Genomic DNA, 23,321 nt, shown 5'->3' with positions numbered 1-23,321 from the left:
TACTCGATAGGCTTCGCTGGTTCGTCTCGTTATAGCCAATGCAATTGATTCGCATCCACAGATGTGAGTCTGCACCTATAACAGATGCGACACGGAGCGCTATCGATGTCCTCTCGCCTTACTTGCCGGTTTCTTGCCCCCTCTTGCACGTTGTCACTGCTCACCGCCGCCATCCTGATGGCCGGCACCGCACCGCTCGCCCTGGCCGCCGCCACGGTGCAACCCCCTGCACGCAACACGGGCGACTACACCTTTGCCATTGCCCGGCAGCCATTGGTCTCGGCCCTGAATGCATTCACCGCTGTCACAGGCTGGCAAGTCGGCATGCCGGCGGAACTGGCCGAAGGCGTCGCCTCGCCGGGGGTGAGCGGCTCGCTGCCACCAGACAAAGCCCTGGAGCGCCTGTTGGTGGGGACCAACCTGAGCTACCGCAAGCTGGGCGACAACAGCATCATCCTGCAAAAGCGCAGTACCGGCAGCGCGCTGGAGTTGCAACAGGTGACCATCAGCGCCACCCGCCAGGAACAGGACATCACCAGCGTACCGAGCACGGTCACTGTCCACGACCGCCAGGAACTGGACCGCAACAACGTCAACACCCTCAAGGACCTGGTGCGCTATGAACCGGGCGTATCGGTGGGCGGCGCGGGCCAGCGCGGCGGCATCAGCGGCTACAACATCCGCGGCATCGACGGCAACCGGATCCTGACCCAGGTCGACGGCGTGGAAGTACCCGATGGTTTTTTCAACGGTCCCTATGCCAAGACCCAGCGCAACTACGTCGACCCGGAAATCGTCAAGCGCGTGGAAATCCTGCGCGGCCCGGCCTCGGTGCTGTACGGCAGCAATGCCATTGGCGGTGCCGTCAGCTACTTCACCCTCGATCCGGATGACATCATCAAACCAGGCCAGGACGTTGGCGCTCGCCTGAAGACCGGCTACAGCTCCGCCGACGAGAGCTGGCTCAAGTCCGCCACCGTCGCCGGTCGCAGCGGGCCGTTCGACGGCCTGTTGCACTACAGCCAACGCGACGGTCACGAAACCGAATCCTACGGCAGCCACAACGGCACCGGCCTGGACCGTACCGCCGCCAACCCGGAAGACGTGCGCGCCAACAACGTGCTGGCCAAGCTCGGCTGGAACTACAACGACGACGCGCGCCTGGGCCTGGTCTACGAGAAATACAAGGACGACCGCGACACCGATCTGAAAAGCGCCTATGGCGGCCCCTACTCCAACGGCCGCCCCACAATCCCCACCTCCATGCTGCCCGGCGGCATGTACCAGTGGCGCACCGGCAACGACACCATCAGCCGCGAGCGTTTCGGCCTGGAGCACAGCTTCGCCCTCGACAGCCTGCTGGCCGACCACGTCAAGTGGAGCCTGAACCACCAGATCGCCAAGACCGACCAGAGCACCGCCGAGTTCTACTTCCCCATCACCCGCCAGGTGCTGCGCACCCGGGACACCCTCTACGAAGAAAAACAGTGGGTCTTCGACGCGCAACTGGACAAGGCCTTCAACGTCGCCGACACCGATCACGCCCTGACCTACGGCACCACGATCAAGCAACAGAAAGTCACCGGTTCGCGCAGTGGCAATGGCGTGTGCCTGGCGGTAGGCGTGGGTTGTTCAGCAGTGGGCGCCATCAGCACCCGGGACGTGCTGGCAAAAGCCAGTGATTTCCCGGATCCGACCATCGACACCTACAGCCTGTTCGCCCAGGACCAGATCAGTTGGGACCGCTGGACCTTCACACCCGGCCTGCGCTACGACTACACCCGCCTCAAACCTCACCTGACCGAGGAGTTCCTCAACACCGTGGACCCAACCAGTGGCGGTGAAGTCAGCGACAAGAACAAGACCTGGCACCGCGTCTCGCCCAAGTTCGGCATGACCTATGCCCTGACCGACCAGTACACCTGGTACGGACAGTACGCCGAGGGTTTCCGCACCCCGACCGCCAAGGCCTTGTACGGGCGTTTCGACAACCCCGGCGCTGGCTACAGCGTGGAGCCCAACCCCGACCTGGAGCCGGAAAAAAGCAAAAGCTACGAGACTGGCCTGCGCGGCCGTTTCGACGCCGGCTCGTTCGACGTGGCGGTGTTCTACAACAAGTACCGCGACTTCATCAACGAGGACGCCATCACCCCCGGCGCCAACCAGTTGACCTTCCAGAGCAACAACATCAAGCACGCCACCATCAAGGGCGTCGAAGCCAGGGGACGCCTGGAACTGGACGTGCTGGGCGCGCCAAAGGGCCTGTACACCCAAGGCTCGGTGGCTTACGCCTACGGACGCAACGCCGACACCGGCGAGCCGCTCAACAGCGTCAACCCGCTGACCGGCGTGTTCGGCCTGGGTTACGAACAGGAGCACTACGGCACCTTGCTCAGTTGGACCCTGGTCAAGAAAAAGGACCGCGTCGACGACAGCAACTTCAACTCACCCGATGGCGTGAGCAGCCAGTTCAAGACCCCGGGTTTCGGCATTCTCGACCTGAGCGGCTTCTACAAGGTGACCGACGACATCACCGTCAGCGGCGGTCTCTACAACCTCACCGACAAGAAGTACTGGCTGTGGGATGACGTGCGCGGCTACGACAGCGTCGGCGAAGCGGCGGTACTGAACCCCGCCAACCTCGATCGCCTGACGGCGCCGGGGCGCAACTTCGCGGTCAACCTGATCTGGGATATCTGACTCGGTTGCCCAGGCCAAACAAATACCCGTAGTGAGGAGGGTCATGTGGGAGCAAGGCTTGCCCGCGATGAAGGCCATGCGGTCTTTCCAGAGATCGAGGCGCCTGTTCGCGAGCAAGCTTTGCTCCCACAGCCCCTCGCCACACCGTTCTAATTCGAAGGAGTTTCCATGACCACACAACATCCCACTTCACGCTCCCAACGCCTGAACCAGATCACCCACGAGCCCCACAGCAAGCTCGACGCACTGGTCAAGGCCCACGCCCCGTTCGAAACCCCGGCCAGCTTCGCCCGCTTCGTCGTGGCCCAGTACCTGTTCCAATCGGAACTGGTGGCGCTGTACAACGATGCCGAACTGTCCACCCTGATCCCCGACCTGCCGGCCCGTTGCCGGGCAGAAGCGGCCAAGGCGGATCTGGCAGACCTGGACACCGAAGTCCCCACGCCAGTGACCGGAGCGGTGAAAAACCCGACCCTGGCCGAAGCCCTGGGCTGGCTGTTCGTCTCCGAAGGCTCCAAGCTCGGCGCCGCATTCTTGATCAAGCGTGCCGTGGGCCTGGGGCTGAGCGAAACCTTCGGCGCCCGGCACCTGGCGGAACCCGCTGGCGGGCGCGCCGAAGGCTGGAAAACCTTCACCCGCACCCTCGATGGCCTGGCCTTCACCGAGCAGCAGGAAGCCGAGGCGGACCAAGGCGCGCTGGATGCCTTCAACCGCTTTACGGTGTTGCTAGAGCATGCCTATGCGGTCGAGTTGGCCTGAAAATTCACCGCTGTCCCTTGTGGGAGCGAGCCTGCTCGTGATTGCAGTGTGTCAGCTCCAATGATGGCGCCTGACACACCGCTATCGCGAGCAGGCTCGCTCCCACGAGGACATGCGTATGCGTGAAAGATACTGATGAACCGTCCCACGAAACTCACCCAACTGCTCTTCGCCCTGCTCGCCTACACCAGCCTGGCCATCGGCCTGGTCGCCATCGTCGTGCCCGGCCTGCCGACGACCGAGTTCATCCTGTTGGCCGCCTGGGCCGCAACCCGCAGTTCGCCGCGCCTGAGCGCCTGGCTGGAGAACCATCGGTTGTTCGGGCCGATGCTGCACAACTGGCGCAACGGAAAAATCATCCCGCGCCGGGCCAAGCTCGGTGCCACCGCCAGCATGCTGTTCTGCGCCGGATTGATGCTGGTGATGCTTGACCACGGCTGGCCGGTTTATCTGGCACTCATGGGCATGGGCCTGGGCAACCTGTGGATCTGGTCGCGACCGGAACAGGTACAGGGCACTTGTTCCCGCTGGACCGCAAAGCAGCCCCCAACGGGATTTTGAACTATGATCGCCCTCTCGTACCGGAGGGCTTTCGATGTCAGTTCTGCTCACGTCCATGCAAGCCGCGCTTGGTTTGCCCACGACCCCGATCACCTTCACCGGCGACGGTGCCCTGTCCTCGGCGTTCGCCGTCACGGAACTGGCTTGCGCCAGCATCGCCGCGGCCGGCCAGGCCGCCGCCGAGCTCATCCACCAACAAACCGGCCGCCTGCCGCCCGTGGAGGTCGATCGGCGCCTGGCGTCGTTCTGGTTCTCCACCTCCCTGCGCCCCGTCGGCTGGAGCGTGCCGCCGATGTGGGACCCGGTGGCCGGCGACTATGCCAGCGCCGACGGTTGGATTCGCCTGCACACCAACGCGCCACATCATCGCCTTGCCGCGGAAAAAGTCCTCGGTACCTGCACCGACCGCGCCGACATGGCGGCCAGGGTGGCCCGCTGGAACAAGGCCGAGCTGGAGCAGGCGGTGGTCGACGCGGGCGGTTGCGCCGCCGAGATGCGTTCATGGCAGGCATGGCAAACCCACCCTCAAGGCCTGGCAGTCAATGCCGAGCCGCTGGTGCACCTGAGTGAAACGCCTGGAGAGCAGCGCAAGCCCTGGCTCGGCTCCGTGACCCAGCCACTGGCGGGCCTCAAGGTACTGGACCTGACCCGCGTACTGGCCGGCCCCGTCGCCAGTCGCTTCCTCGCGGGCCTGGGGGCCGACGTGCTGCGCATCGACCCACCGACCTGGAACGAACCCGGCGTAGTGCCGGAAGTCACCCTGGGCAAACGCTGCGCTCGCCTGGATTTGCACCAAGCTGAAGATCGCGTGGCATTCGAGGCTCTGCTCAAGGACACCGACATCCTCCTGCACGGCTACCGTGCCGACGCCCTGGAACGCCTGGGCTATGGCGCCGAGCAGCGCCGGCAGATAGCCTCGGGCCTGATCGACGTCAGCCTCAACGCCTACGGCTGGAGCGGCCCGTGGCAGAACCGGCGCGGCTTCGACAGCCTGGTGCAGATGAGCAGCGGCATTGCCGACGCCGGCATGGGCTGGAAACACACCGACAAACCGACACCGCTGCCGGTGCAAGCGCTGGATCACGGCACCGGCTATCTGCTGGCGGCCAGCGTCCTGGTGTTGTTGTCCCGGCGCCTGGCAAGCGGTCACGGCGGCTCGGCACGCTTGTCACTGGCGCGTACGGCGAAGCTGTTGATCGAGCGTGGCGCAGGGGACTCGACCCCATTGCGCGCCGAGGCCGCCGATGATCAGGGACTGCTGGTCGAGCAGACACCCTGGGGACCGGCCCATCGCCTGCAGGTGCCCTTGAAAATTACCGGGACACCGCTGCAATGGACCTTGCCGGCGGCTGAACTGGGTGCACATCGCGCGCAGTGGTGATAGCCGCCAACGCGAGCAAGACATTGTGGCGAGGGGATTTATCCCCGCTGGGGCGCGAAGCGGCCCCCCAAGAGCAGGTTAGTGATTTTCCTGGCACACCGAGGCGCCAGGTTTCAGGGCCGCTTCGCGCCCCAACGGGGATAAATCCCCTCGCCACAACGGCCGCCTCTAACCCGCCGCAAAGGTGACCTTCGCCTCACAGTGTCAAAAACCCACTGTACAACCCATAAGCCGCCAAGCCCGCCCCGGACATCACACACGCAAAGACGCCCTTCTCCACGTGAGTGAACAACGGCTGCCGCTGCTCACGCTTGGCCTGGGCAAACAGGATCACCCCCGGCGCATACAACAGCGCCGACAGCAGCAGGTATTTCACCCCTCCGGCATACAGCAGCCACACCGCATAACACAGCGCGACGCCACCGATGCACAGGTCTTTCATGCGCCGGGCCGAGGCCTGTTCATAGGTTTCCCCGCGGGCGCACAGCAGCACCGCATAAGCCGCCGACCATAGGTACGGCACCAGGATCATCGACGAGGCGAGATAGATCAGGCTGGTGTAGGTGCCTGCGGAAAACAGGGTGATCAACAAAAACAGCTGGATCATGCCATTGGTCAGCCACAGCGCATTGACCGGAGCATGGTTGGCATTCTCCTTGGTCAGGAACGCGGGCATGGTCTTGTCCCGGGCGGTGGCGTAGAGAATTTCCGCGCACAGCAACGCCCAGGACAGCAGAGCGCCGAGCAGTGACACCGCCAATCCGACACTGATCAGCAAGGCGCCCCACGGCCCGACAATGTGCTCCAGGACGCCAGCCAGGGACGGGTTCTGCAACTGCGCCAGTTCAGGCTGGCTCATGACCCCCAGGGACAACACATTCACCAGTACCAGCAGCGCCAATACCCCGAGGAACCCGATCACCGTCGCACGCCCTACGTCCGCACGTTTTTCTGCCCGTGCCGAATACACGCTGGCGCCTTCGATACCGATGAACACGAACACCGTGACCAGCATCATGTGCCGCACCTGGTCCATCACACTGCCCAGGTCCGGGCTCAGCACGCCCCAGATATCGCGGGTGAAAATCTCTGCCTTGAAGGCCACGGCGGCCATGACGATGAACATCAACAGCGGCACGACCTTGGCCACAGTGGTCACCAGGTTGATGAACGCCGCCTCCTTGATCCCACGCAGCACCAGGAAATGCACCGCCCACAGCAGCAACGATGCACACCCGATAGCCACCGGCGTATTGCCTTGACCAAACACCGGGAAGAAATAGCCCAAGGTGCTGAACAACAATACGAAGTAACCGACGTTGCCCATCCAGGCGCTGATCCAGTAGCCCCAGGCGGACGAGAAGCCCATGTAGTCACCGAACCCGGCCTTGGCATAGGCATACACGCCCGAGTCCAATTCCGGCTTGCGGTTGGCCAGGGTCTGGAACACGAAGGCCAGGGTCAGCATGCCGACGGCGGTAATGGCCCAGCCGATCAGCACCGCACCGACGTCGGCCCGAGCCGCCATGTTTTGCGGCAGGGAAAAGATCCCACCTCCGATCATCGACCCCACCACCAGGGCGACCAGGGCGCCAAGTGGCAACTTTTCAATCGGCTGCGACATGTTCTCTCACTATTAAATAAGTAAATAAAGCGACATAACGTTTTTGAATAACGTCACCCCCGCAAAGTCCAAAAGCTTATGTCCTGTCCATTATCCAAGACGTTAACTTAAAAGACCATGCGGCACGATTATTTCTGTCATGCAGGCAGCCTACAAAATAGTTGCGACTCAGTGAAAATCAACTAGCGTGAATAATCCCAAGGCGAGGAAAACTTCCAACACCCTCGCCGAAGCCGCACGAAACGGGCCTTCCAAGCACTACAGACACCCACGGACGCTGTTAACTTCTTCATTAACAATGGAATGTTGCCATGCACTGATCCAGATCAGCTATTCAACTTTCAAATCGACTTAGTCTGTTGACTCTCTTCTCCTGCGCTGGAGTCTCGCAAATGTCTGATACCCCCGCAAAACTTCGATTGGGTGCATTGGTTGCACTGGTGGTCGGCTCGATGATCGGTGGCGGGATCTTTTCCTTGCCACAAAACATGGCGGCCAGTGCCGATGTCGGTGCGGTGCTGATCGGCTGGGCCATCACCGCCGTCGGCATGCTGACCCTGGCTTTCGTGTTCCAGACCCTGGCTAACCGCAAACCCGATCTGGACAGCGGTGTGTATGCCTATGCCAAGGCCGGGTTCGGCGACTACATGGGTTTCTCGTCGGCCTGGGGCTACTGGATCAGCGCCTGGCTGGGCAACGTCGGTTACTTCGTATTGTTGTTCAGCACCCTGGGCTACTTCTTCCCGATTTTTGGTGAGGGCAACACCGTCGCCGCAGTGATTGGCGCCTCGGTGTTGTTATGGGCGGTGCATTGGCTGGTGCTGCGCGGCATCAAGGAAGCGGCGTTCATCAACCTGGTGACCACCGTCGCCAAGATCGTACCGCTGGTGCTGTTCGTGCTGATCGCGGTGTTCGCCTTCAAGCTCGATATTTTCACCGCCGACATCTGGGGCCTGAAGAACCCGGATCTGGGCAGTGTGATGAACCAGGTGCGCAACATGATGCTGGTCACCGTGTGGGTGTTCATCGGCATCGAAGGTGCGAGTATTTTTTCCGCCCGGGCCGAGAAACGTACCGACGTGGGCAAGGCCACCGTGATCGGTTTCATCACCGTGCTGCTGTTCCTGGTGCTGGTGAACGTATTGTCCCTGGGCATCATGACCCAGCCTGAATTGGCAAAATTGCAGAACCCGTCCATGGCCGCCGTGCTGGAGCATGTGGTGGGGCACTGGGGCGCGGTGCTGATCAGCGTCGGCCTGATCATCTCGCTGCTCGGCGCCCTGCTGTCCTGGGTGTTGCTGTGCGCCGAGATCATGTTCGCCGCCGCCAAGGACCACACCATGCCCGAGTTCCTGCGCCGGGAGAACGCCAACCACGTACCGGCCAACGCCCTGTGGCTGACCAATGCGATGGTCCAGCTGTTTTTGGTCATCACCCTGTTCTCGGCCAGCACTTACCTGTCACTGATCTACCTCGCCACCTCGATGATCCTGGTGCCCTACCTGTGGTCGGCGGCTTACGCACTGCTGCTGGCGGTACGCGGCGAGACCTACGAAAACGCCCTGGCCGAACGCCGCAAGGACCTGATCATCGGCGCCATCGCCCTGATTTACGCGATGTGGTTGCTGTATGCCGGTGGGGTCAAGTACTTGCTGCTCTCCGCCCTGCTCTACGCCCCCGGCGCGATCCTGTTCGCCAAAGCCAAGCACGAGCTGGGCAAACCGGTTTTCACCTCTGTCGAGAAGCTGATTTTCGCCGCAGTGATCGCAGGCGCCCTGGTGGCTGCCTATGGGCTCTACGATGGCTTCCTGACCTTGTAGCTGGCTGATTGTTTTAACTGGAGGATTTGTAATGACCACGGAAAAAGTGAAATACGGCGTTCATTCCGAAGCCGGCAAATTACGTAAAGTCATGGTGTGTTCCCCAGGCCTGGCCCATCAGCGGTTGACCCCGAACAACTGTGACGAGCTGCTGTTCGATGACGTGATCTGGGTCAACCAGGCCAAGCGCGATCATTTCGATTTCGTCACCAAGATGCGCGAGCGTGACATCGACGTGCTGGAAATGCACAACCTGCTGACCGACATCGTCGCCATCCCCGAAGCCCTCGACTGGATCCTGGAGCGCAAGATCACCGCCAACTCGGTGGGCCTGGGCCTGGTGAATGAAGTCGGCTCGTGGCTGCGCAGCCTGGAGCCACGCCATATCGCCGAATTCCTGATCGGCGGCGTCTCGGCCGATGACCTGCCGGACAGCTTCGGTGGCAAGACCATCCAGATGTTCCGCGACTTCCTCGGGCACTCCAGCTTCATCCTGCCACCGCTGCCCAACACCCAGTTCACCCGCGATACCACTTGCTGGATCTACGGCGGCGTGACGCTGAACCCGATGTACTGGCCGGCGCGCCGCCAGGAAACCCTGCTGGCCAGCGCCATCTACAAATTCCACCCCGAGTTCACCCAGGCTGACTTCCAGATCTGGTACGGCGACCCGGACCAGGATCACGGCAACGCCACCCTCGAAGGCGGCGACGTGATGCCCATCGGCAACGGCGTGGTGCTGATCGGCATGGGCGAACGTTCGTCCCGCCAGGCCATCGGCCAACTGGCGCTGAACCTGTTCAAGCACAAGGCCGTGGAACGGGTGATCGTCGCCGGCTTGCCGAAATCCCGCGCCGCCATGCACCTGGACACCGTGTTCAGCTTCTGCGATCGCGACCTGGTGACGGTTTTCCCGGAAGTGGTGAGCCAGATCGTCGCCTTCTCCCTGCGCCCAGACGAAAGCAAGCCCGGCGGTATCGATATACGTCGCGAGGAAGGCAGCTTCCTCGACACCGTCGCCTCGGCCCTCAGGCTGAAGGCGCTGCGAGTAGTGGAAACCGGCGGCAACAGCTTCGCCGCCGAGCGCGAGCAATGGGATGACGGCAACAACGTGGTGGCCGTGGAGCCGGGCGTGGTGATCGGCTACGACCGCAACACCTACACCAACACCCTGCTGCGCAAGGCCGGTGTGGAAGTCATCACCATCAGCGCCAGCGAACTGGGCCGGGGCCGGGGCGGTGGTCACTGCATGACCTGCCCGATCATCCGCGACCCGATCGACTACTGACCTTTGAGCCTGGACCGGCACCGCTCTCCATCCCACGGCAGAGACCGGCCCAGGGGATAACCGAACCCAAGGAGATCCAAATCATGGCTTTCAACATGCGCAACCGCAGCCTGCTGAGCTTGATGCATCACACCAACCGCGAGCTGCACTATCTGCTGGACCTGTCCCGCGACCTCAAGCGTGCCAAGTACACCGGCACCGAACAGCCGCACCTCAAGGGCAAGAACATCGCGCTGATCTTCGAGAAAACCTCGACCCGCACCCGCTGCGCCTTCGAAGTCGCGGCCCATGACCAGGGCGCCCATGTCACCTACATCGACCCGGTATCGTCGCAGATCGGCCACAAGGAAAGCATGAAAGACACCGCCCGGGTGCTGGGGCGGATGTTCGACGCCATCGAATACCGTGGCTTCGAACAGGAGATCGTCGAGGAACTGGCCAAGTTCGCCGGGGTGCCGGTGTTCAACGGCCTGACCGCCGAATTCCACCCCACCCAAATGATCGCCGACACCCTGACAATGCGCGAGCACAGCGACAAGCCGCTGCATGACATCAGCTACGCGTACCTGGGCGACGCGCGCTATAACATGGGCAATTCGCTGCTGATGATCGGCGCCAAGCTGGGCATGGACGTACGCATCGGCGCACCGAAAGCACTCTGGCCGCATCAGGACTTCATCGACCAGTGCCAGACCTTCGCCGCCGAAAGTGGCGGGCGCATCACCATCACCGAGGACCCGAAGGAAGCGGTCAAGGGCGTGGACTTCATCCACACCGACATCTGGGTGTCCATGGGCGAGCCAGTGGAAGCCTGGGATGAGCGCATCGAGCAATTGCTGCCCTACCAGGTCAACGCGCAAATGATGAAGGCCTCGGGCAACCCGCGGGTGAAATTCATGCACTGCCTGCCGGCGTTCCATAACAGCGAAACCAAGGTCGGCAAGGACATCGCCGCCCGCTATCCGAACCTGGCCAACGGTGTGGAAGTGACCGAAGAGGTCTTCGAATCCCCGGCCAACATCGCCTTCGAGCAAGCGGAAAACCGCATGCACACCATCAAGGCGATCCTGGTGTCGGCGCTGGCGGATATCTAGAACCTCATGCAGTTGCGGGAGCAAGGCTTGCCCGCAATGGCATCGCCCCGGTCCATCAGTTACACCGAGGTGTTTGCATCGCGGGCAAGCCTTGCTCCCACAGGCCAGCTTCCACAAGGGAACAGCATTGTTCGATCCATTTTTGAAAGGACAGCATCATGCGTATCGTCGTTGCCCTGGGCGGTAACGCCCTCCTGCGTCGGGGTGAACCCATGACCGCAGACAACCAGCGCATCAATATCCGTACCGCGACCGAACAGATCGCGAAGATCCACCCCGGCAACCAACTGGTCATCGCCCACGGCAACGGCCCGCAGGTCGGCCTGCTGTCGTTACAGGCGGCAGCCTACACCTCGGTCACACCGTATCCGCTGGACGTGCTCGGCGCCGAAACCGAAGGCATGATCGGCTACATCATCGAACAGGAATTGGGCAACCTGCTGGACTTCGAAGTGCCCTTCGCAACGCTGCTGACCCAAGTCGAAGTCGACGCCAACGATCCGGCTTTCAAGAACCCGACCAAACCGATCGGCCCAGTCTACGACAAGGTCGAAGCCGAAAAACTGGCCGCCGCAAAAGGCTGGGCCATCGCCCCGGATGGCGACAAGTTCCGCCGCGTGGTCGCAAGCCCCAGGCCCAAGCACATCTTTGAAATCCGCCCGATCAAATGGCTGCTGGAAAAGGGCAGCATCGTGATCTGCGCCGGCGGCGGCGGCATTCCGACGATGTATGGCGCCGACGGCAAGCTGCAAGGCGTGGAAGCAGTGATCGACAAGGACCTGTGCTCGGCGCTGCTGGCCGAACAACTGGAAAGCGATCTGCTGGTGATCGCCACCGACGTCAATGCCGCGTTCATCGACTTCGGCAAGCCAACCCAGAAAGCCATCGCCCAGGCCCACCCCGACGAAATGGAAAAACTCGGCTTCGCCGCCGGCTCCATGGGGCCGAAGGTGCAAGCGGCCTGCGAGTTTGCGCGCAACACTGGCAAGGTCGCGGTGATCGGTTCACTCTCGGACATCGACGCGATCGTCCAGGGCACGGCCGGCACCCGCATCAGCACGGCGACACCGGGCATCGCTTATCGATAACAGGAAACTTGTCGGGCAGATCCAGGGTCTGCCCTACTCCCATGCCTTCGAAGGAGAGTCGCTTATGGCCATGTTCGAACCCGGTCACCTGCACATGGAACGCCATGCACTGAACAAGGATGATTTCAGCTACAACCTGTGCATCGACTACAAGGTCGACCAGGACGAAAAGGAAGGCACAGGCATGTCGTTCCGGGTGCATGGCACCGTCGAAGACAAGCCCCTGGACGAGACGTTCTTCCTGGCCAAGGACCAGGCCTTCGACTTCGCCCGCCATGCCACGCGCATCGCCCAGAAATACGGCTTGCCCAAGACCGCCAGCATCGGCTCGATGCACAAGTATTACGACGAAATGTTCGAAGACGTGCGCAAGCAACTGGACGTCAAGCCGGGGGATCCGATGAAGCCTGAACACCTGGAATAACCCGGTTAAAAGACCACCCCAGTCCCCTGTGGAACTGATCTGTGGGAGCAAGGCTTGCCTGCGATGGCATCGCCTCGGTTTATCCGCTACACCGAGGTGTCTGCATCGCGGGCAAGCCTTGCTCCCACAAGCTCGCTTCCACAGGGGAGTATCAGCGATCTGAATATCGGGTTAAATGCAACACCTGCCTGGCTGGCATCCCACCACGGCTGACCTATGCTCAATGTAGTACCCCCGGGTATTCGTTCAGAGGTCACCGCCATGAACATCAAAACAAGAAGACGCCTCGCCATCTTCGTCACCTGCGCCGCCACGCTTGCGCTATATGGCACTGCGGCCTACCGGGTCGAGCAGGCCAGGCAACTGCCCCGTGAATACGCCAGTTGCAACTTCGAACGTTGCATCCCCCACAGTGCGACCCTGAACGCCCTGCGCTAAGGCGTGGTCAGTCGTCCTGTTGATCGGTCTTGAGCCGGTCCCGGAACGCCTTGGGCGAGATGCCGACGCGCCGGCGGAATAGCCGGGTGAAGTTGGTCGGGTCGGAAAACCCGAGCATTTCGGAAATCTCGTAGATGGTCATGCCGGTGTAGGTCAGCAGCCGCTTGGCTTCCAGCAACTGACGCTCGTGCATGATCTGCAACGCCGGTTGCCCCGCCAATTCCCGACAGGTGCCATTGAGGTGCGACACGGAAATGCCCAGGCGATGGGCCAGGTCTTCGACCTTGACGTGCTCGCGATAGGTTTCTTCCACCAACTGAATGAACCCGTTGAGGTATTCCCGGGCCCGTTGCGGGCGCTGGGCCTGGGTGTGGCGCTGCATCACCTGGCGGCTGACCCAGACCATGATCACGCTGACCAGTGCATGCATCAGCATTTCCCGGGCCGGTTGATGCCCCACGTACTCATTCTGCAAGGCGCTGAACAGGCTATTGAGGTACTCGGCATTCTCAAGGGCGGGGTAGCTTTCGGCCTGGGCCAGGACATTGACCGAATGCCCCAGTTGCGCTTGCAGGTGCGTGACCAGCGGTGCAGCCAGGGTCACCACGTAACCTTCCACATCCTCGGAAAAACGAAAGCCATGGACCGACAACGGCGGCAGGATCTGCACCGCCGGTTCGGTGAGTAGCGTGCGCCGGCCTTCGATCTCCAGTTCCGCCTGGCCCTTGAAGACAAACAGCAACTGGCACAGATCCGCATGCCGATGGGGTTTGATTTCCCATTGATGCTCGCGGCTGCGCTTGGAGATGGTTTCGCAATGCAACAGGTCCGGCGTCGGCCATTCCTGGCTTTCACCGTAGAGCTTGAACACCGGGATCGAAGGCAGGTCAGGTTTTTTCATAACGTGGATCCGGGCCTGGGGTGGCGGGCGATAATCGCACCAATTGGCGAAAAGAACAGGTATCGGCTCAGTTTTCCCCTTCAACTGACAGGTCCGCAAGCGAAAAATGTAGGCACTCGATTTCTAATAATCAACACCGACCCTGGTCGCGTGCTTCGTGCGAGTAATAAGAACAATGAAAACCCTCAAGACCCAAGTCGCTATTATCGGCGCCGGCCCCTCTGGCCTGCTGCTCGGCCAGTTGCTGCACAACGCCGGGATCGACACTGTCATCCTCGAACGCCAAACCCCGGAATACGTACTGAGCCGCATCCGCGCCGGTGTGCTGGAGCAAGGCATGGTCGAGCTGCTGCGCCAGGCCGGCGTTGGCCAACGCATGGACGCCGAAGGCCTGCCCCATGACGGCTTTGAACTGGTGCTCAACGATCGGCGGGTACACATCGACCTCAAGGGCCTGACCGGTGGTAAAAACGTCATGGTCTACGGCCAGACCGAAGTCACCCGAGACTTGATGGCCGCCCGCGAAGCCGCCGGCGCCCGGACCCTGTACCTGGCCAGCAACGCCCAGCCCCACGACATGCAAACCGAACAGCCCTTCGTGACCTTTGAGCATGAAGGGCAATCCTGGCGCCTGGACTGCGACTACATTGCCGGTTGCGACGGTTTCCACGGCGTGGCGCGACAGTCCATTCCTGCGGAAAAACTCAAGGTCTTCGAGCGCGTCTACCCGTTTGGCTGGCTCGGCGTGCTGGCCGACACGCCGCCGGTCCACGAAGAACTGGTCTACGCTCGTCACACCCGCGGTTTTGCCCTGTGCAGCATGCGCTCCAAGACCCGCACCCGTTATTACCTGCAAGTACCCGCCGAGGAGCAAGTGGCCGACTGGCCGGACGAGCGCTTCTGGCAGGAGCTGAAAAACCGCCTGCCCTTTGATCTGGCCGAAGCACTGGTGACCGGCCCTTCCATCGAGAAAAGCATCGCACCGCTGCGCAGCTTCGTGGTCGAGCCGATGCAATACGGACGCATGTTCCTGGTGGGCGATGCCGCCCATATTGTCCCGCCCACCGGCGCCAAGGGGCTGAACCTGGCGGCCAGCGATGTCAGCACGCTGTTCAACATCCTGCTCAAGGTCTATCGCGACGGGCGGGTGGATCTGCTGGAAAAGTATTCGGCCATCTGCCTGCGCCGCGTCTGGAAAGCCGAACGGTTCTCCTGGTGGATGACCTCGATGCTGCACCGCTTCGACGACGATGCCTTCAACCAGCGCATCAGCGAAGCCGAGCTGGAATATTTCGTCGACTCCGAGGCCGGGCGCAAAACCATCGCGGAAAATTACGTCGGCCTTCCTTACGAGGCTATCGAATAGCCGGCTACCGATTTAAACTGCGGGCCTTGTCTCATTCGCCTCTACGGCCCGCAGGTTCTGCCGTGACTCAGTTCAATACGCTCCAAGCCCCGAAGCCGGCCATCCGCAGCGTGCTGGTGGCGCTGATGCTGGCGATTTTCCTGGGTGCACTGGACCAGACCATCGTCGCCGTTTCGATGCCGGCCATCTCCGCCCAATTTGCCGACGTCAGCCTGCTGGCCTGGGTGATTTCCGGCTACATGGTCGCCATGACCGTGGCGGTGCCGATCTACGGCAAGCTCGGCGACCTCTATGGGCGTCGGCCGCTGATGCTGTTCGGCATGGGCCTGTTCACCCTGGCCTCGCTGTTCTGTGGCCTGGCGCAAAACATGGAACAACTGGTGCTGGCGCGGATTTTCCAGGGCATCGGCGCCGGCGGGATGATTTCGGTGAGCCAGGCGATCATCGGCGACATCATCCCGCCCCGCGAGCGTGGCCGCTACCAGGGCTATTTCAGCAGCATGTACGCGGTGGCCAGCGTGGCCGGGCCGGTGCTCGGCGGCTACATGACCGAATACCTGTCGTGGCGCTGGGTGTTCTGGATCAACCTGCCGCTGGGGCTCGCGGCCTGGTGGGTGGCCCGGCGCACCCTGGTCGGGCTGCCGGTGCCGCAACGCACGCCGATCATCGATTACTTGGGTACCGTGCTGCTGATCATCGGCCTGACGGCGCTTTTACTGGGGATCACCCAGGTCGGCCAGGGCCATGCCTGGCACAGCCAGGAAGTACTGGGGTTACTCGGTTGTGCGGGGGTAACGCTGGGGGTGTTCGCCTGGCACGAGCGCCGGGCTCGGGAACCATTGCTGCCAATGCACCTGTTCGCCAACCGCAGCGCGGTGTTGTGTTGGTGCACGGTGTTCTTCACCAGTTTCCAGGCGATTTCCCTGACCGTGCTGGTTCCGTTGCGCTTCCAGAGCGTGACCGGCGCGGGTGCCGATAGCGCGGCGTTGCACTTGTTGCCGCTGGCGATAGGGCTGCCGATAGGCGCGTACTTCGCTGGACGCCGGACCTCAATCACGGGGCGCTACAAACCGATGATCCTGAGCGGTGCCCTGCTCTTCCCGCTCGCCATCCTCGGCATGGCCTTCACCCCGCCCGCCGCGTTCTGGCTCAGCAGCCTGTTCATGCTGCTCTCTGGCATCGCCTCCGGCATGCAATTCCCCACTTCGTTGGTGGGTTCGCAAAACTCCGTAGACCAACAGGACATCGGCGTCGCCACAAGCACCACCAACCTGTTCCGCTCCCTCGGCGGTGCGGTGGGCGTGGCACTGATGTCGGCGTTGCTGCTGGCCCTGCTGCAGGATTCGAGCTTCGCCCAACTCGCGGGCACGTCGCTGATCGGCGAAGGGCATTCTGGCAGCGTCTTGCTGGATGGCCTCAACGCCGCCCCGGGGGAAGCGCAGAATGCCTTGCGCCAGGCATTGCAGGCGACGTTCCGGGACTTGCTGTTGATCAGCGCGGCGGTGTCGCTGTTGGGGCTGGCAGCGGCGGTGGCGATGCCTGATCGCTTGCTGCGGGGACGGGATGAAAAGGTTGGATAACCTGTAAGACACGATCTGTGGCGAGGGAGCTTGCTCCCGTTGGGGCGCGAAGCGGCCCCAAAAATGTTGCGGTCGCTGCGCAACCGAGCGGGAGCAAGCTCCCTCGCCACAAAAGCATTGTTGTCACAAAATCTCTTCAGGCCGTCGCCGCGACACCCTCCGGCATCACCTCCGCGCTCATCCCGTCCTTCATCCGCTTGGCATCGCGCACGAAGCAGCGTGACGCCAGGAACAGGAACACCATGGTCAGGAGCAGCGCCACCGGGATCAGGTACATCGCGTCGTGCAGGCCGATGGCCTTGAACGCTTCGGTCATCTGGTCGACACCCGCGGTTGCCATGGCCGTGCGGGCAAAGTAGTCGGACAAGCCGCCCACCACCACCGGCCCCAAACCGCCACCGAGCAAATACAGCCCGGCAAAGTACAACGCCATCGCCGTGGCGCGCAGGCGCGGTTCCACCACGTCCTGGATCGCAGTGTAGACACAGGTGTAGAAGTTATAGGCAAACAGCCAACCGACGCTGAACACCGCCACGAACACGCCGATTTCAATGCGCCCGGCATGCAGGGCCCACGCTGTGGTGACCGTCGAGATCGCCAGGCTGAACGCTGCGAACAGCAGCCGACCGTTGGGCACGCGCTGGTGGATCTTGTCCGCGACCCAGCCACCCAGGGTGAGCCCGAACAGCCCCGTCACACCCACCATGATCCCGGTGGCCACGGCCGCCTCGTGCAGCGGCATCAGGAAATAACGTTGCAGCATCGGCACCAGGAACGAGTTGCAAGCATAGGTGGCGAAGTTGAAGCACAGCCCGGCCAGCACCAGCCATAGGAAAGTGGGAATCGCCAGTACCCGGCGAACCGGCCTGTCGATCTTTTCCTGGGACACCTGCACGGTTTCCGCCGCGCCGCGCTTGGGTTCCTTGATGAAAAACATGAACACCGCCAGCACCAGCCCCGGCACCGCCGCAATGAAGAACGGCGCACGCCAGCTGTCGAACGCCTTGACCATCGCGCCAATGGTGAAAAACGCCAACAGCAGGCCCAGCGGCAGCCCCAGCATGAAGATGCCCATGGCCCGCGCCCGACGGTGGGCCGGGAACAGATCGCCAATCAGTGAGTTGGCGGCTGGCGCGTAGCTGGCCTCGCCGATGCCGACGCCCATGCGCACCACCAGGAACGCCCAGAAACTGCCCACCAGGCCGTTCACCGCGGTCAGTCCGCTCCAGGCTGCCAGGCCCCAGCCCATCAACTTGCTGCGCGAACCGGTATCGGCCATGCGCCCCAGCGGCAATCCCGCAATGGCATAAACGATGGTGAAGGCGGTGCCGATGATGCCGATCTGGAAGTCGCTGAGGCTCCACTCCATACGGATCGGCTCGATGATGATCGCCGGGATGGTGCGGTCGAAGAAGTTGAACAGGTTGGCCAGGAACAGCAGGAACAGAATGCGCCAGGCATTCGCCGCTTGGGTCGAGTTCTGCATGGGTCCGTCTCTTTATTGTTATGGGGGCAACGGCGAGGCATCCGAGCCCGAAGTCTGCAATCTAGACAGCGGCGCGTGGACTGTCTCCAATCATTCGCAAGGTTGATACCCGCCCATGGCGAGGGGCGTGTTTATTGATAGCGGTCAATTTCCTGTAACAATTGCCATCATTTTGCCCGTTCTTGATTAAAGATCGTCTCCAGGTGGCCGATTCAACCTATCAGGAAAGAATCTCCCGAGCGGCGCTCAGGCACAGTCCTGAACGCTCGGGCCGACCTTCGCGCCATCCAAGGACGCGAGCTCCCATCCGCGACGGTTCGATGACAGCGCTCGTCGAACCAACCAGTTCAGGCATATGGCGCACAATGACTTCCAAAAAAACAGCCACTGCGGTATCCGATCTGACCCTGAGCCCGGCCGCCAACGGCCCTGAAGTCTCGAAACCCTCGAGCAGCTCGCGTCCCCTGTCGACTCAGCAGTATCTGTATTTCACCGAAACCAACACCGATCGGATCCTCGACAACCTCGATGGCCTGCGCGACGCGGTGTTCCCGCGTCCGCCCCATCTGGTAGAAGACGAGAGCGACCGTACCCAGCAGGAATTCCCGTCGGTGTGCCTGATCGGCCTGGGGCGCTGCGGCTCCAACATTGCCCTGGACGTGGCCGAGCTGGTGTACAACGCCCGCAAGTTCTACCTCAACGAATTCAACGCCGAAGACAAGGCCTACAGCGACAAGGGCTACAGCCCCGCGCAGTGGATCCGCAACAATCTGCGCCTGGGCACCAGCAAGGCCAGCAAACCGGTGTTCCTGGTGGAACCGCTGGTAATGCTCGGCGACCTGGACAAGGACATCGCCGGGCGCATCCGCTTCTCGCGCAAGGGTGAGAAAAGCGGCTTTTTGCGCGACTACAGCAAAATGAAAATCATGGACCTGTCGGAAGTCCACGCCGGTGGTGCCGGTAACGCGCCGATCCTGGGCCAGTACCTGGCCAAGATCATCCTGAACAAGGACACCCAGCGCTTCTCCAGCCCTGACTGGAAAATGATCCACTCGTACCTGATCGACAGCTGCGGCATCAAGGCCAACCAGTCGCGCCTGTACTTCTCGATCTTCAGTGCCGGCGGCGGTACCGGTTCGGGCATGGCCTCGGAGTTCGGCCTGGCCCAGCAATACTCGTACATGAACAAGACGTTCGACACCAAGCCGATGGACGAACACGACAGCAAGAGCGGTCATTCCTTCGTCTTCGAACCGATCTTCACCAGCGGCATCTGCGTGCTGCCGAACATTTCCGACCACCGCAGCGAAATGTCCGAGGCCCTGCACATCAACGCCGGACGCCTGCTGTGCAAGTACCTGTCGGAAGAATGGGATTTCTCGTACAACTTCGCCAACGAAGACAGCAGCGAAGCCAGCGTCATGGGCCGCATCCGCCCGTGGAACGCGATGATGCTGATTTCCAACGACATCATGCGCTACGCCGAAGAAAGCGATGACGGCAACATCCAGAACATTGATGTCAATGCCATGGAGAAGCACGCCAACCAGTACATCTCCCAACAGATCTTCAACATCCTGACGGCCCAGGCGGTCACGACCGATTACGACCAGAACTACTTCAGGCGTGCCGGCATCGACATCGGCGAAACCATTCGCCTGGACGCCAACGACCTGTTCATGAGCCTGGCCGGGCCGGTAGCGATTGCCTACGCCGAATCCGTGGTCCCGGAAACCCCGGCGCCAAGCGGCGACAAGTTCAAGGTGTTCGAGAAAGAGCCACCACGCCTGAACATCGACGACCTGTTCTTCCGCTCCATCGACCTGCCGCACTTCAACAAAGTCACCCAGGCCATCGAAGGCATCAGCCTGTTGCCGATCGAATCCAAGCGCTACCGCGCCTCGCTGGAGCAGTACAAGAATTCCGGCTACGACGCAGCCGCCCTGCACGACCTGCACTTCTTCAAGAACTGCTCGTCGGTGGTGTCCATCGTCTCGTTGCCCAAGGACTACAAGCTGTCCTACATGGACCTGAACCGGCTCAAGACCCATCTCAACAGCCTGTTCCCCAACACGACCCTCAAGCGTTACGCGTTGGTGATCGGCGCCTCGGCCAACCTGTCGCTGACCACCCTGATCGCCAAGAGCCCGTGCCTGTCGGACGACTTCCTGACCCTGATCGTGGCCTTCATCAAACGCTGCTTCGCCCGCACCCCGTACCGTTTCGACGACACCCTGGACAACTCGATCCTGGACTTCATCATCAATGAAGACTTCGACGAAGAACGGATCGACGATCTGCTCAACGAATTCGAGAACCCGGCGAAGATCCTCGACACCAACTGGTACGCGATCAAGCCGATGTACGAGAAGAAATACCGCGAGCTGATCAATGACAAGGACAAGTTCGTCTCGATCAACGATATCCGCCTGTCCCGTGACTGCGTGAAGAAGTCCATCAAGTACCTGCGCGAGATCTACCGTCACCGCATTGGCAAGACCAAGGTTATTTCCCTTAATAACCATACTGGCAGGACTTATTGAGGTAGGCGCAAGAGCGCGTCGCCCCGAATCGCGAGCAGGCTCGCTCCCACATTTGATCGCGTTCTTCCTGAAGAAACTCGGTCTACTGTGGGAGCGAGCCTGCTCGCGATGGCGATCTCAAATACACTACACAACAACATCCAGAAACAATTAACCAGCCCCATGGCTGGTCCAGAAACTGTTCCCGTTACGTATACGTCACCCTCTCCTGTGGCGTTTCGCCACGGCAGGACGCCATCACGCTACTCACCTACACACTTTCATTCGACAGAAATCACGAACCAAGTTGGTGCACCGATCAGTTTGACGCCCTTTCCTGGATCATAATCCAGGGCGAAACCACCACCGCCCAAAGCTGCGGATCACGCTCCAGAAAATCCAGCGCCCGCGTTTCAGACAGCTTGGCGAGCTGGTCGGCGGCCAGCCAGGCAGCGACTTTGGTACCTTCGTCCTGGGCAACGGCTTCGGCGGCGGCGATCAAATCCAGTGCCGGATCGACCCACAATAGGGCACCCTTGGCAAAGAACGGCTCCAGCTCTTTCCAGGTGATGGATGCGGTTTCACCAAGCAGCTTGGCATAGAGGGTGCTAGGTTCTTGATTCATGGGACCTGTCCGGAAAAGAAATCGGCGCGAATGATAACGTCGGTGGTCTGGCAGAAAAACCCGGTAGTAATTGCAGCACCGATTGAAAAGCGCAGGAAAGCCAAGGATTGCCGATATGACCGGACAACCCCCGCCGCCATTCTGTCTTTTTCTTTCAATTAAGCGACACCCTCAGGTTTTGCCCCCAAGCGCCAGCTTCCCTTGCCAACAACCGGCGCTCTACACTGTACCGGTACAGTTGCCGGGGGCATTTCCGCGAGGGTATCCAAGATATCTGACCCGGTTCTGCTGCTACGGCGCCAGGACTATAAAAACTACAACAGCATGAGTGGAGCACTATGACTAAGGCTACTAAGCAGATTTCCAAACTGTTTGCCGCTATGGTTCTGGCCGGGGTTGCCAGCCATTCGTTCGCCGCCGACACCATCACCATCGGCATTGCCGGTCCGAAAACCGGTCCGGTCACCCAGTACGGCGACATGCAATTCATTGGCGCGAAACAAGCCATCAAGGACATCAACGCCAAGGGCGGCGTCGACGGCAAGATGCTCGAAGTCAAGGAATACGATGACGCTTGCGATCCTAAACAGGCCGTTGCCGTGGCCAACAAAGTGGTCAACGATGGCGTCAAGTTCGTCGTCGGCCACCTGTGCTCCAGCTCCACCCAGCCAGCTTCGGACATCTATGAAGACGAAGGCGTGATCATGATCACTCCGGCAGCCACCAGCCCGGACATCACCACTCGTGGCTACAAGATGATTTTCCGCACCATCGGCCTGGACAGCGCCCAGGGCCCTGCCGCCGGCAACTACATCGCCGACCACGTCAAGCCGAAAGTCGTCGCTGTACTGCACGACAAACAGCAGTACGGTGAAGGCATCGCCAGCGCCGTGAAGAAAACCCTCGAGGCCAAAGGCGTCAAAGTAGCCGTATTCGAAGGCCTGAACGCTGGCGACAAGGACTTCTCCTCGATCATCCAGCGCCTCAAGCAAAACAACGTCGACTTCGTCTACTACGGCGGCTACCACCCTGAACTGGGTCTGATCCTGCGTCAGTCCAAGGAAAAAGGCCTGAAAGCCAAGTTCATGGGCCCGGAAGGTGTCGGCAACGACTCCATCTCGCAAATCGCCCAGGACGCCTCCGAAGGCCTGCTGGTCACCCTGCCGAAGTCCTTCGATGCCGATCCGGCGAACAAGGCCGTCGTCGACGCCATCAAGGCCGACGGCAAGGATCCGAGCGGTCCGTTCGTGTTCCCGGCCTACTCCGCGGTCCAACTGATCGCCGAAGGCATCAAGGCCGCCAAGAGCGAAGACACTGCCAAGGTCGCCGAGGCCATCCACAAAGGCACCTTCAAGACCCCGACCGGCGACCTGTCGTTCGACGCGAAGGGCGACCTGAAGGACTTCCAGTTCGTGGTCTACGAATGGCACTTCAACAAACCGAAGACTGAAGTCTCCCCTCAGTAAGCCAGGCCTTACTGGTCAACAAGCCCACTGTGCGAGCAGTGGGCTTTGTTTTACGAGGTTTATGGGCCAGGCACCCGCGATCCGGGAGCTGGTTCACCTGAAAATCTTAAAACCGTCACCAGCGGTTCGCTGGCAAACGCTCGGGGCGAATGTGATCAGAGAACACAGCACCGGGCCGGAACATGACTCCACCAGTGA

Annotated in this window: 18 protein-coding genes; 14 read left to right on the top strand and 4 right to left on the bottom strand. The window is 61.3% G+C overall.

Annotated features, from left to right (window positions below; genetic code table 11):
- Positions 1-105 precede the first annotated feature (105 nt).
- From DTP52_RS24935 to DTP52_RS24920, 4 genes are all read left to right on the top strand, one after another.
- Complete coding sequence (locus DTP52_RS24935) at positions 106-2,700, top strand: TonB-dependent receptor (RefSeq protein ID WP_109755736.1); 2,595 nt, start codon at positions 106-108, stop codon at positions 2,698-2,700.
- Positions 2,701-2,868: 168 nt separating this feature from the next.
- Positions 2,869-3,459 (top strand): biliverdin-producing heme oxygenase, encoded by a 591-nt coding sequence (locus tag DTP52_RS24930; protein ID WP_109755735.1) that lies wholly within the window; start codon positions 2,869-2,871, stop codon positions 3,457-3,459.
- A 135-nt stretch (positions 3,460-3,594) separates the two neighbouring features.
- Complete coding sequence (locus tag DTP52_RS24925) at positions 3,595-4,020, top strand: YbaN family protein (protein WP_109755734.1); 426 nt, start codon at positions 3,595-3,597, stop codon at positions 4,018-4,020.
- Positions 4,021-4,054: 34 nt separating this feature from the next.
- A complete protein-coding gene (locus DTP52_RS24920; RefSeq protein WP_109755733.1) occupies positions 4,055-5,401 on the top strand; it encodes a CoA transferase in 1,347 nt (448 codons plus the stop codon).
- 196 nt (positions 5,402-5,597) lie between these two features.
- Here the strand turns inward: DTP52_RS24920 and arcD (DTP52_RS24915) are convergent, their stop codons facing one another.
- Complete coding sequence (gene arcD, locus DTP52_RS24915; protein ID WP_109755732.1) at positions 5,598-7,025, bottom strand: arginine-ornithine antiporter; 1,428 nt, start codon at positions 7,023-7,025, stop codon at positions 5,598-5,600.
- A gap of 392 nt (positions 7,026-7,417) precedes the next feature.
- Here arcD (DTP52_RS24915) and arcD (DTP52_RS24910) point away from each other — a divergent pair, with 392 nt between their 5' ends.
- The 6 genes from arcD (DTP52_RS24910) to DTP52_RS31235 all read left to right on the top strand — a co-directional run bounded on the left by arcD (DTP52_RS24910) (position 7,418) and on the right by DTP52_RS31235 (position 13,177).
- Complete coding sequence (gene arcD / locus DTP52_RS24910) at positions 7,418-8,845, top strand: arginine-ornithine antiporter (protein ID WP_109755731.1); 1,428 nt, start codon at positions 7,418-7,420, stop codon at positions 8,843-8,845.
- A gap of 31 nt (positions 8,846-8,876) precedes the next feature.
- Positions 8,877-10,133: an arginine deiminase gene (arcA, locus tag DTP52_RS24905; RefSeq protein WP_109755730.1), complete on the top strand. Its 1,257-nt coding sequence runs from the start codon at positions 8,877-8,879 to the stop codon at positions 10,131-10,133.
- A gap of 83 nt (positions 10,134-10,216) precedes the next feature.
- Positions 10,217-11,227, top strand: coding sequence for an ornithine carbamoyltransferase (locus tag DTP52_RS24900; RefSeq protein WP_109755729.1), 1,011 nt, complete (start codon positions 10,217-10,219; stop codon positions 11,225-11,227).
- A gap of 158 nt (positions 11,228-11,385) precedes the next feature.
- The gene (gene arcC / locus DTP52_RS24895) at positions 11,386-12,315 is read left to right on the top strand and encodes a carbamate kinase (RefSeq protein WP_109755728.1); all 930 of its coding nucleotides are present in this window, start codon (positions 11,386-11,388) and stop codon (positions 12,313-12,315) included.
- 64 nt (positions 12,316-12,379) lie between these two features.
- Positions 12,380-12,739 carry a DUF5064 family protein gene (locus tag DTP52_RS24890; protein ID WP_109755727.1) on the top strand — a complete coding sequence of 120 codons (360 nt, stop codon included), beginning with the start codon at positions 12,380-12,382 and terminating at the stop codon, positions 12,737-12,739.
- Between the two features lie 261 nt (positions 12,740-13,000).
- Positions 13,001-13,177, top strand: a complete 177-nt coding sequence (locus DTP52_RS31235; protein ID WP_162843733.1) for a hypothetical protein — start codon at positions 13,001-13,003, stop codon at positions 13,175-13,177.
- 7 nt (positions 13,178-13,184) lie between these two features.
- On the opposite strand, the gene DTP52_RS24885 is transcribed toward DTP52_RS31235, so the two are convergent.
- On the bottom strand, positions 13,185-14,078 hold the full coding sequence (locus tag DTP52_RS24885; protein ID WP_003198494.1) for a helix-turn-helix domain-containing protein: 894 nt from the start codon (positions 14,076-14,078) through the stop codon (positions 13,185-13,187).
- Positions 14,079-14,253: 175 nt separating this feature from the next.
- Here DTP52_RS24885 and pobA point away from each other — a divergent pair, with 175 nt between their 5' ends.
- Complete coding sequence (pobA, locus tag DTP52_RS24880) at positions 14,254-15,444, top strand: 4-hydroxybenzoate 3-monooxygenase (RefSeq protein WP_109755726.1); 1,191 nt, start codon at positions 14,254-14,256, stop codon at positions 15,442-15,444.
- 62 nt (positions 15,445-15,506) lie between these two features.
- Positions 15,507-17,024 (top strand): MDR family MFS transporter, encoded by a 1,518-nt coding sequence (locus DTP52_RS24875; protein WP_109755725.1) that lies wholly within the window; start codon positions 15,507-15,509, stop codon positions 17,022-17,024.
- 136 nt (positions 17,025-17,160) lie between these two features.
- Here DTP52_RS24875 and DTP52_RS24870 read toward each other — a convergent pair whose 3' ends face one another.
- Positions 17,161-18,510 carry an MFS transporter gene (locus DTP52_RS24870; RefSeq protein ID WP_109755724.1) on the bottom strand — a complete coding sequence of 450 codons (1,350 nt, stop codon included), beginning with the start codon at positions 18,508-18,510 and terminating at the stop codon, positions 17,161-17,163.
- Positions 18,511-18,875: 365 nt separating this feature from the next.
- Here DTP52_RS24870 and DTP52_RS24865 point away from each other — a divergent pair, with 365 nt between their 5' ends.
- A complete protein-coding gene (locus DTP52_RS24865; RefSeq protein WP_109755723.1) occupies positions 18,876-21,053 on the top strand; it encodes a hypothetical protein in 2,178 nt (725 codons plus the stop codon).
- Between the two features lie 298 nt (positions 21,054-21,351).
- On the opposite strand, the gene DTP52_RS24855 is transcribed toward DTP52_RS24865, so the two are convergent.
- Positions 21,352-21,657: a DUF2288 domain-containing protein gene (locus DTP52_RS24855; protein ID WP_053119051.1), complete on the bottom strand. Its 306-nt coding sequence runs from the start codon at positions 21,655-21,657 to the stop codon at positions 21,352-21,354.
- Positions 21,658-21,995: 338 nt separating this feature from the next.
- On the opposite strand from DTP52_RS24855, the gene DTP52_RS24850 reads away from it, so the two are divergent.
- A complete protein-coding gene (locus DTP52_RS24850; protein WP_109755721.1) occupies positions 21,996-23,123 on the top strand; it encodes a branched-chain amino acid ABC transporter substrate-binding protein in 1,128 nt (375 codons plus the stop codon).
- Positions 23,124-23,321 lie beyond the last annotated feature (198 nt).

The sequence above is a fragment of the Pseudomonas sp. 43mfcvi1.1 genome (genome assembly GCF_900115935.1).
Taxonomy (GTDB): Bacteria; Pseudomonadota; Gammaproteobacteria; order Pseudomonadales; family Pseudomonadaceae; genus Aquipseudomonas; species Aquipseudomonas bijieensis.
Note: the sequence above shows the minus strand (reverse complement) of the source record. Positions and strands in the feature narration are given on the sequence as shown.

What these genes read in the sequence shown, in the direction of transcription:
- DTP52_RS24935 (WP_109755736.1), top strand. Translation starts at nt 106, where the DNA reads ATGTCCTCTCGCCTTACTTGCCGGTTTCTTGCCCCCTCTTGCACGTTG.
- DTP52_RS24930 (WP_109755735.1), top strand. Translation starts at nt 2,869, where the DNA reads ATGACCACACAACATCCCACTTCACGCTCCCAACGCCTGAACCAGATC.
- DTP52_RS24925 (WP_109755734.1), top strand. Translation starts at nt 3,595, where the DNA reads ATGAACCGTCCCACGAAACTCACCCAACTGCTCTTCGCCCTGCTCGCC.
- DTP52_RS24920 (WP_109755733.1), top strand. Translation starts at nt 4,055, where the DNA reads ATGTCAGTTCTGCTCACGTCCATGCAAGCCGCGCTTGGTTTGCCCACG.
- arcD (WP_109755732.1), bottom strand. Translation starts at nt 7,025, where the DNA reads ATGTCGCAGCCGATTGAAAAGTTGCCACTTGGCGCCCTGGTCGCCCTG.
- arcD (WP_109755731.1), top strand. Translation starts at nt 7,418, where the DNA reads ATGTCTGATACCCCCGCAAAACTTCGATTGGGTGCATTGGTTGCACTG.
- arcA (WP_109755730.1), top strand. Translation starts at nt 8,877, where the DNA reads ATGACCACGGAAAAAGTGAAATACGGCGTTCATTCCGAAGCCGGCAAA.
- DTP52_RS24900 (WP_109755729.1), top strand. Translation starts at nt 10,217, where the DNA reads ATGGCTTTCAACATGCGCAACCGCAGCCTGCTGAGCTTGATGCATCAC.
- arcC (WP_109755728.1), top strand. Translation starts at nt 11,386, where the DNA reads ATGCGTATCGTCGTTGCCCTGGGCGGTAACGCCCTCCTGCGTCGGGGT.
- DTP52_RS24890 (WP_109755727.1), top strand. Translation starts at nt 12,380, where the DNA reads ATGGCCATGTTCGAACCCGGTCACCTGCACATGGAACGCCATGCACTG.
- DTP52_RS31235 (WP_162843733.1), top strand. Translation starts at nt 13,001, where the DNA reads ATGAACATCAAAACAAGAAGACGCCTCGCCATCTTCGTCACCTGCGCC.
- DTP52_RS24885 (WP_003198494.1), bottom strand. Translation starts at nt 14,078, where the DNA reads ATGAAAAAACCTGACCTGCCTTCGATCCCGGTGTTCAAGCTCTACGGT.
- pobA (WP_109755726.1), top strand. Translation starts at nt 14,254, where the DNA reads ATGAAAACCCTCAAGACCCAAGTCGCTATTATCGGCGCCGGCCCCTCT.
- DTP52_RS24870 (WP_109755724.1), bottom strand. Translation starts at nt 18,510, where the DNA reads ATGCAGAACTCGACCCAAGCGGCGAATGCCTGGCGCATTCTGTTCCTG.
- DTP52_RS24865 (WP_109755723.1), top strand. Translation starts at nt 18,876, where the DNA reads ATGACTTCCAAAAAAACAGCCACTGCGGTATCCGATCTGACCCTGAGC.
- DTP52_RS24855 (WP_053119051.1), bottom strand. Translation starts at nt 21,657, where the DNA reads ATGAATCAAGAACCTAGCACCCTCTATGCCAAGCTGCTTGGTGAAACC.
- DTP52_RS24850 (WP_109755721.1), top strand. Translation starts at nt 21,996, where the DNA reads ATGACTAAGGCTACTAAGCAGATTTCCAAACTGTTTGCCGCTATGGTT.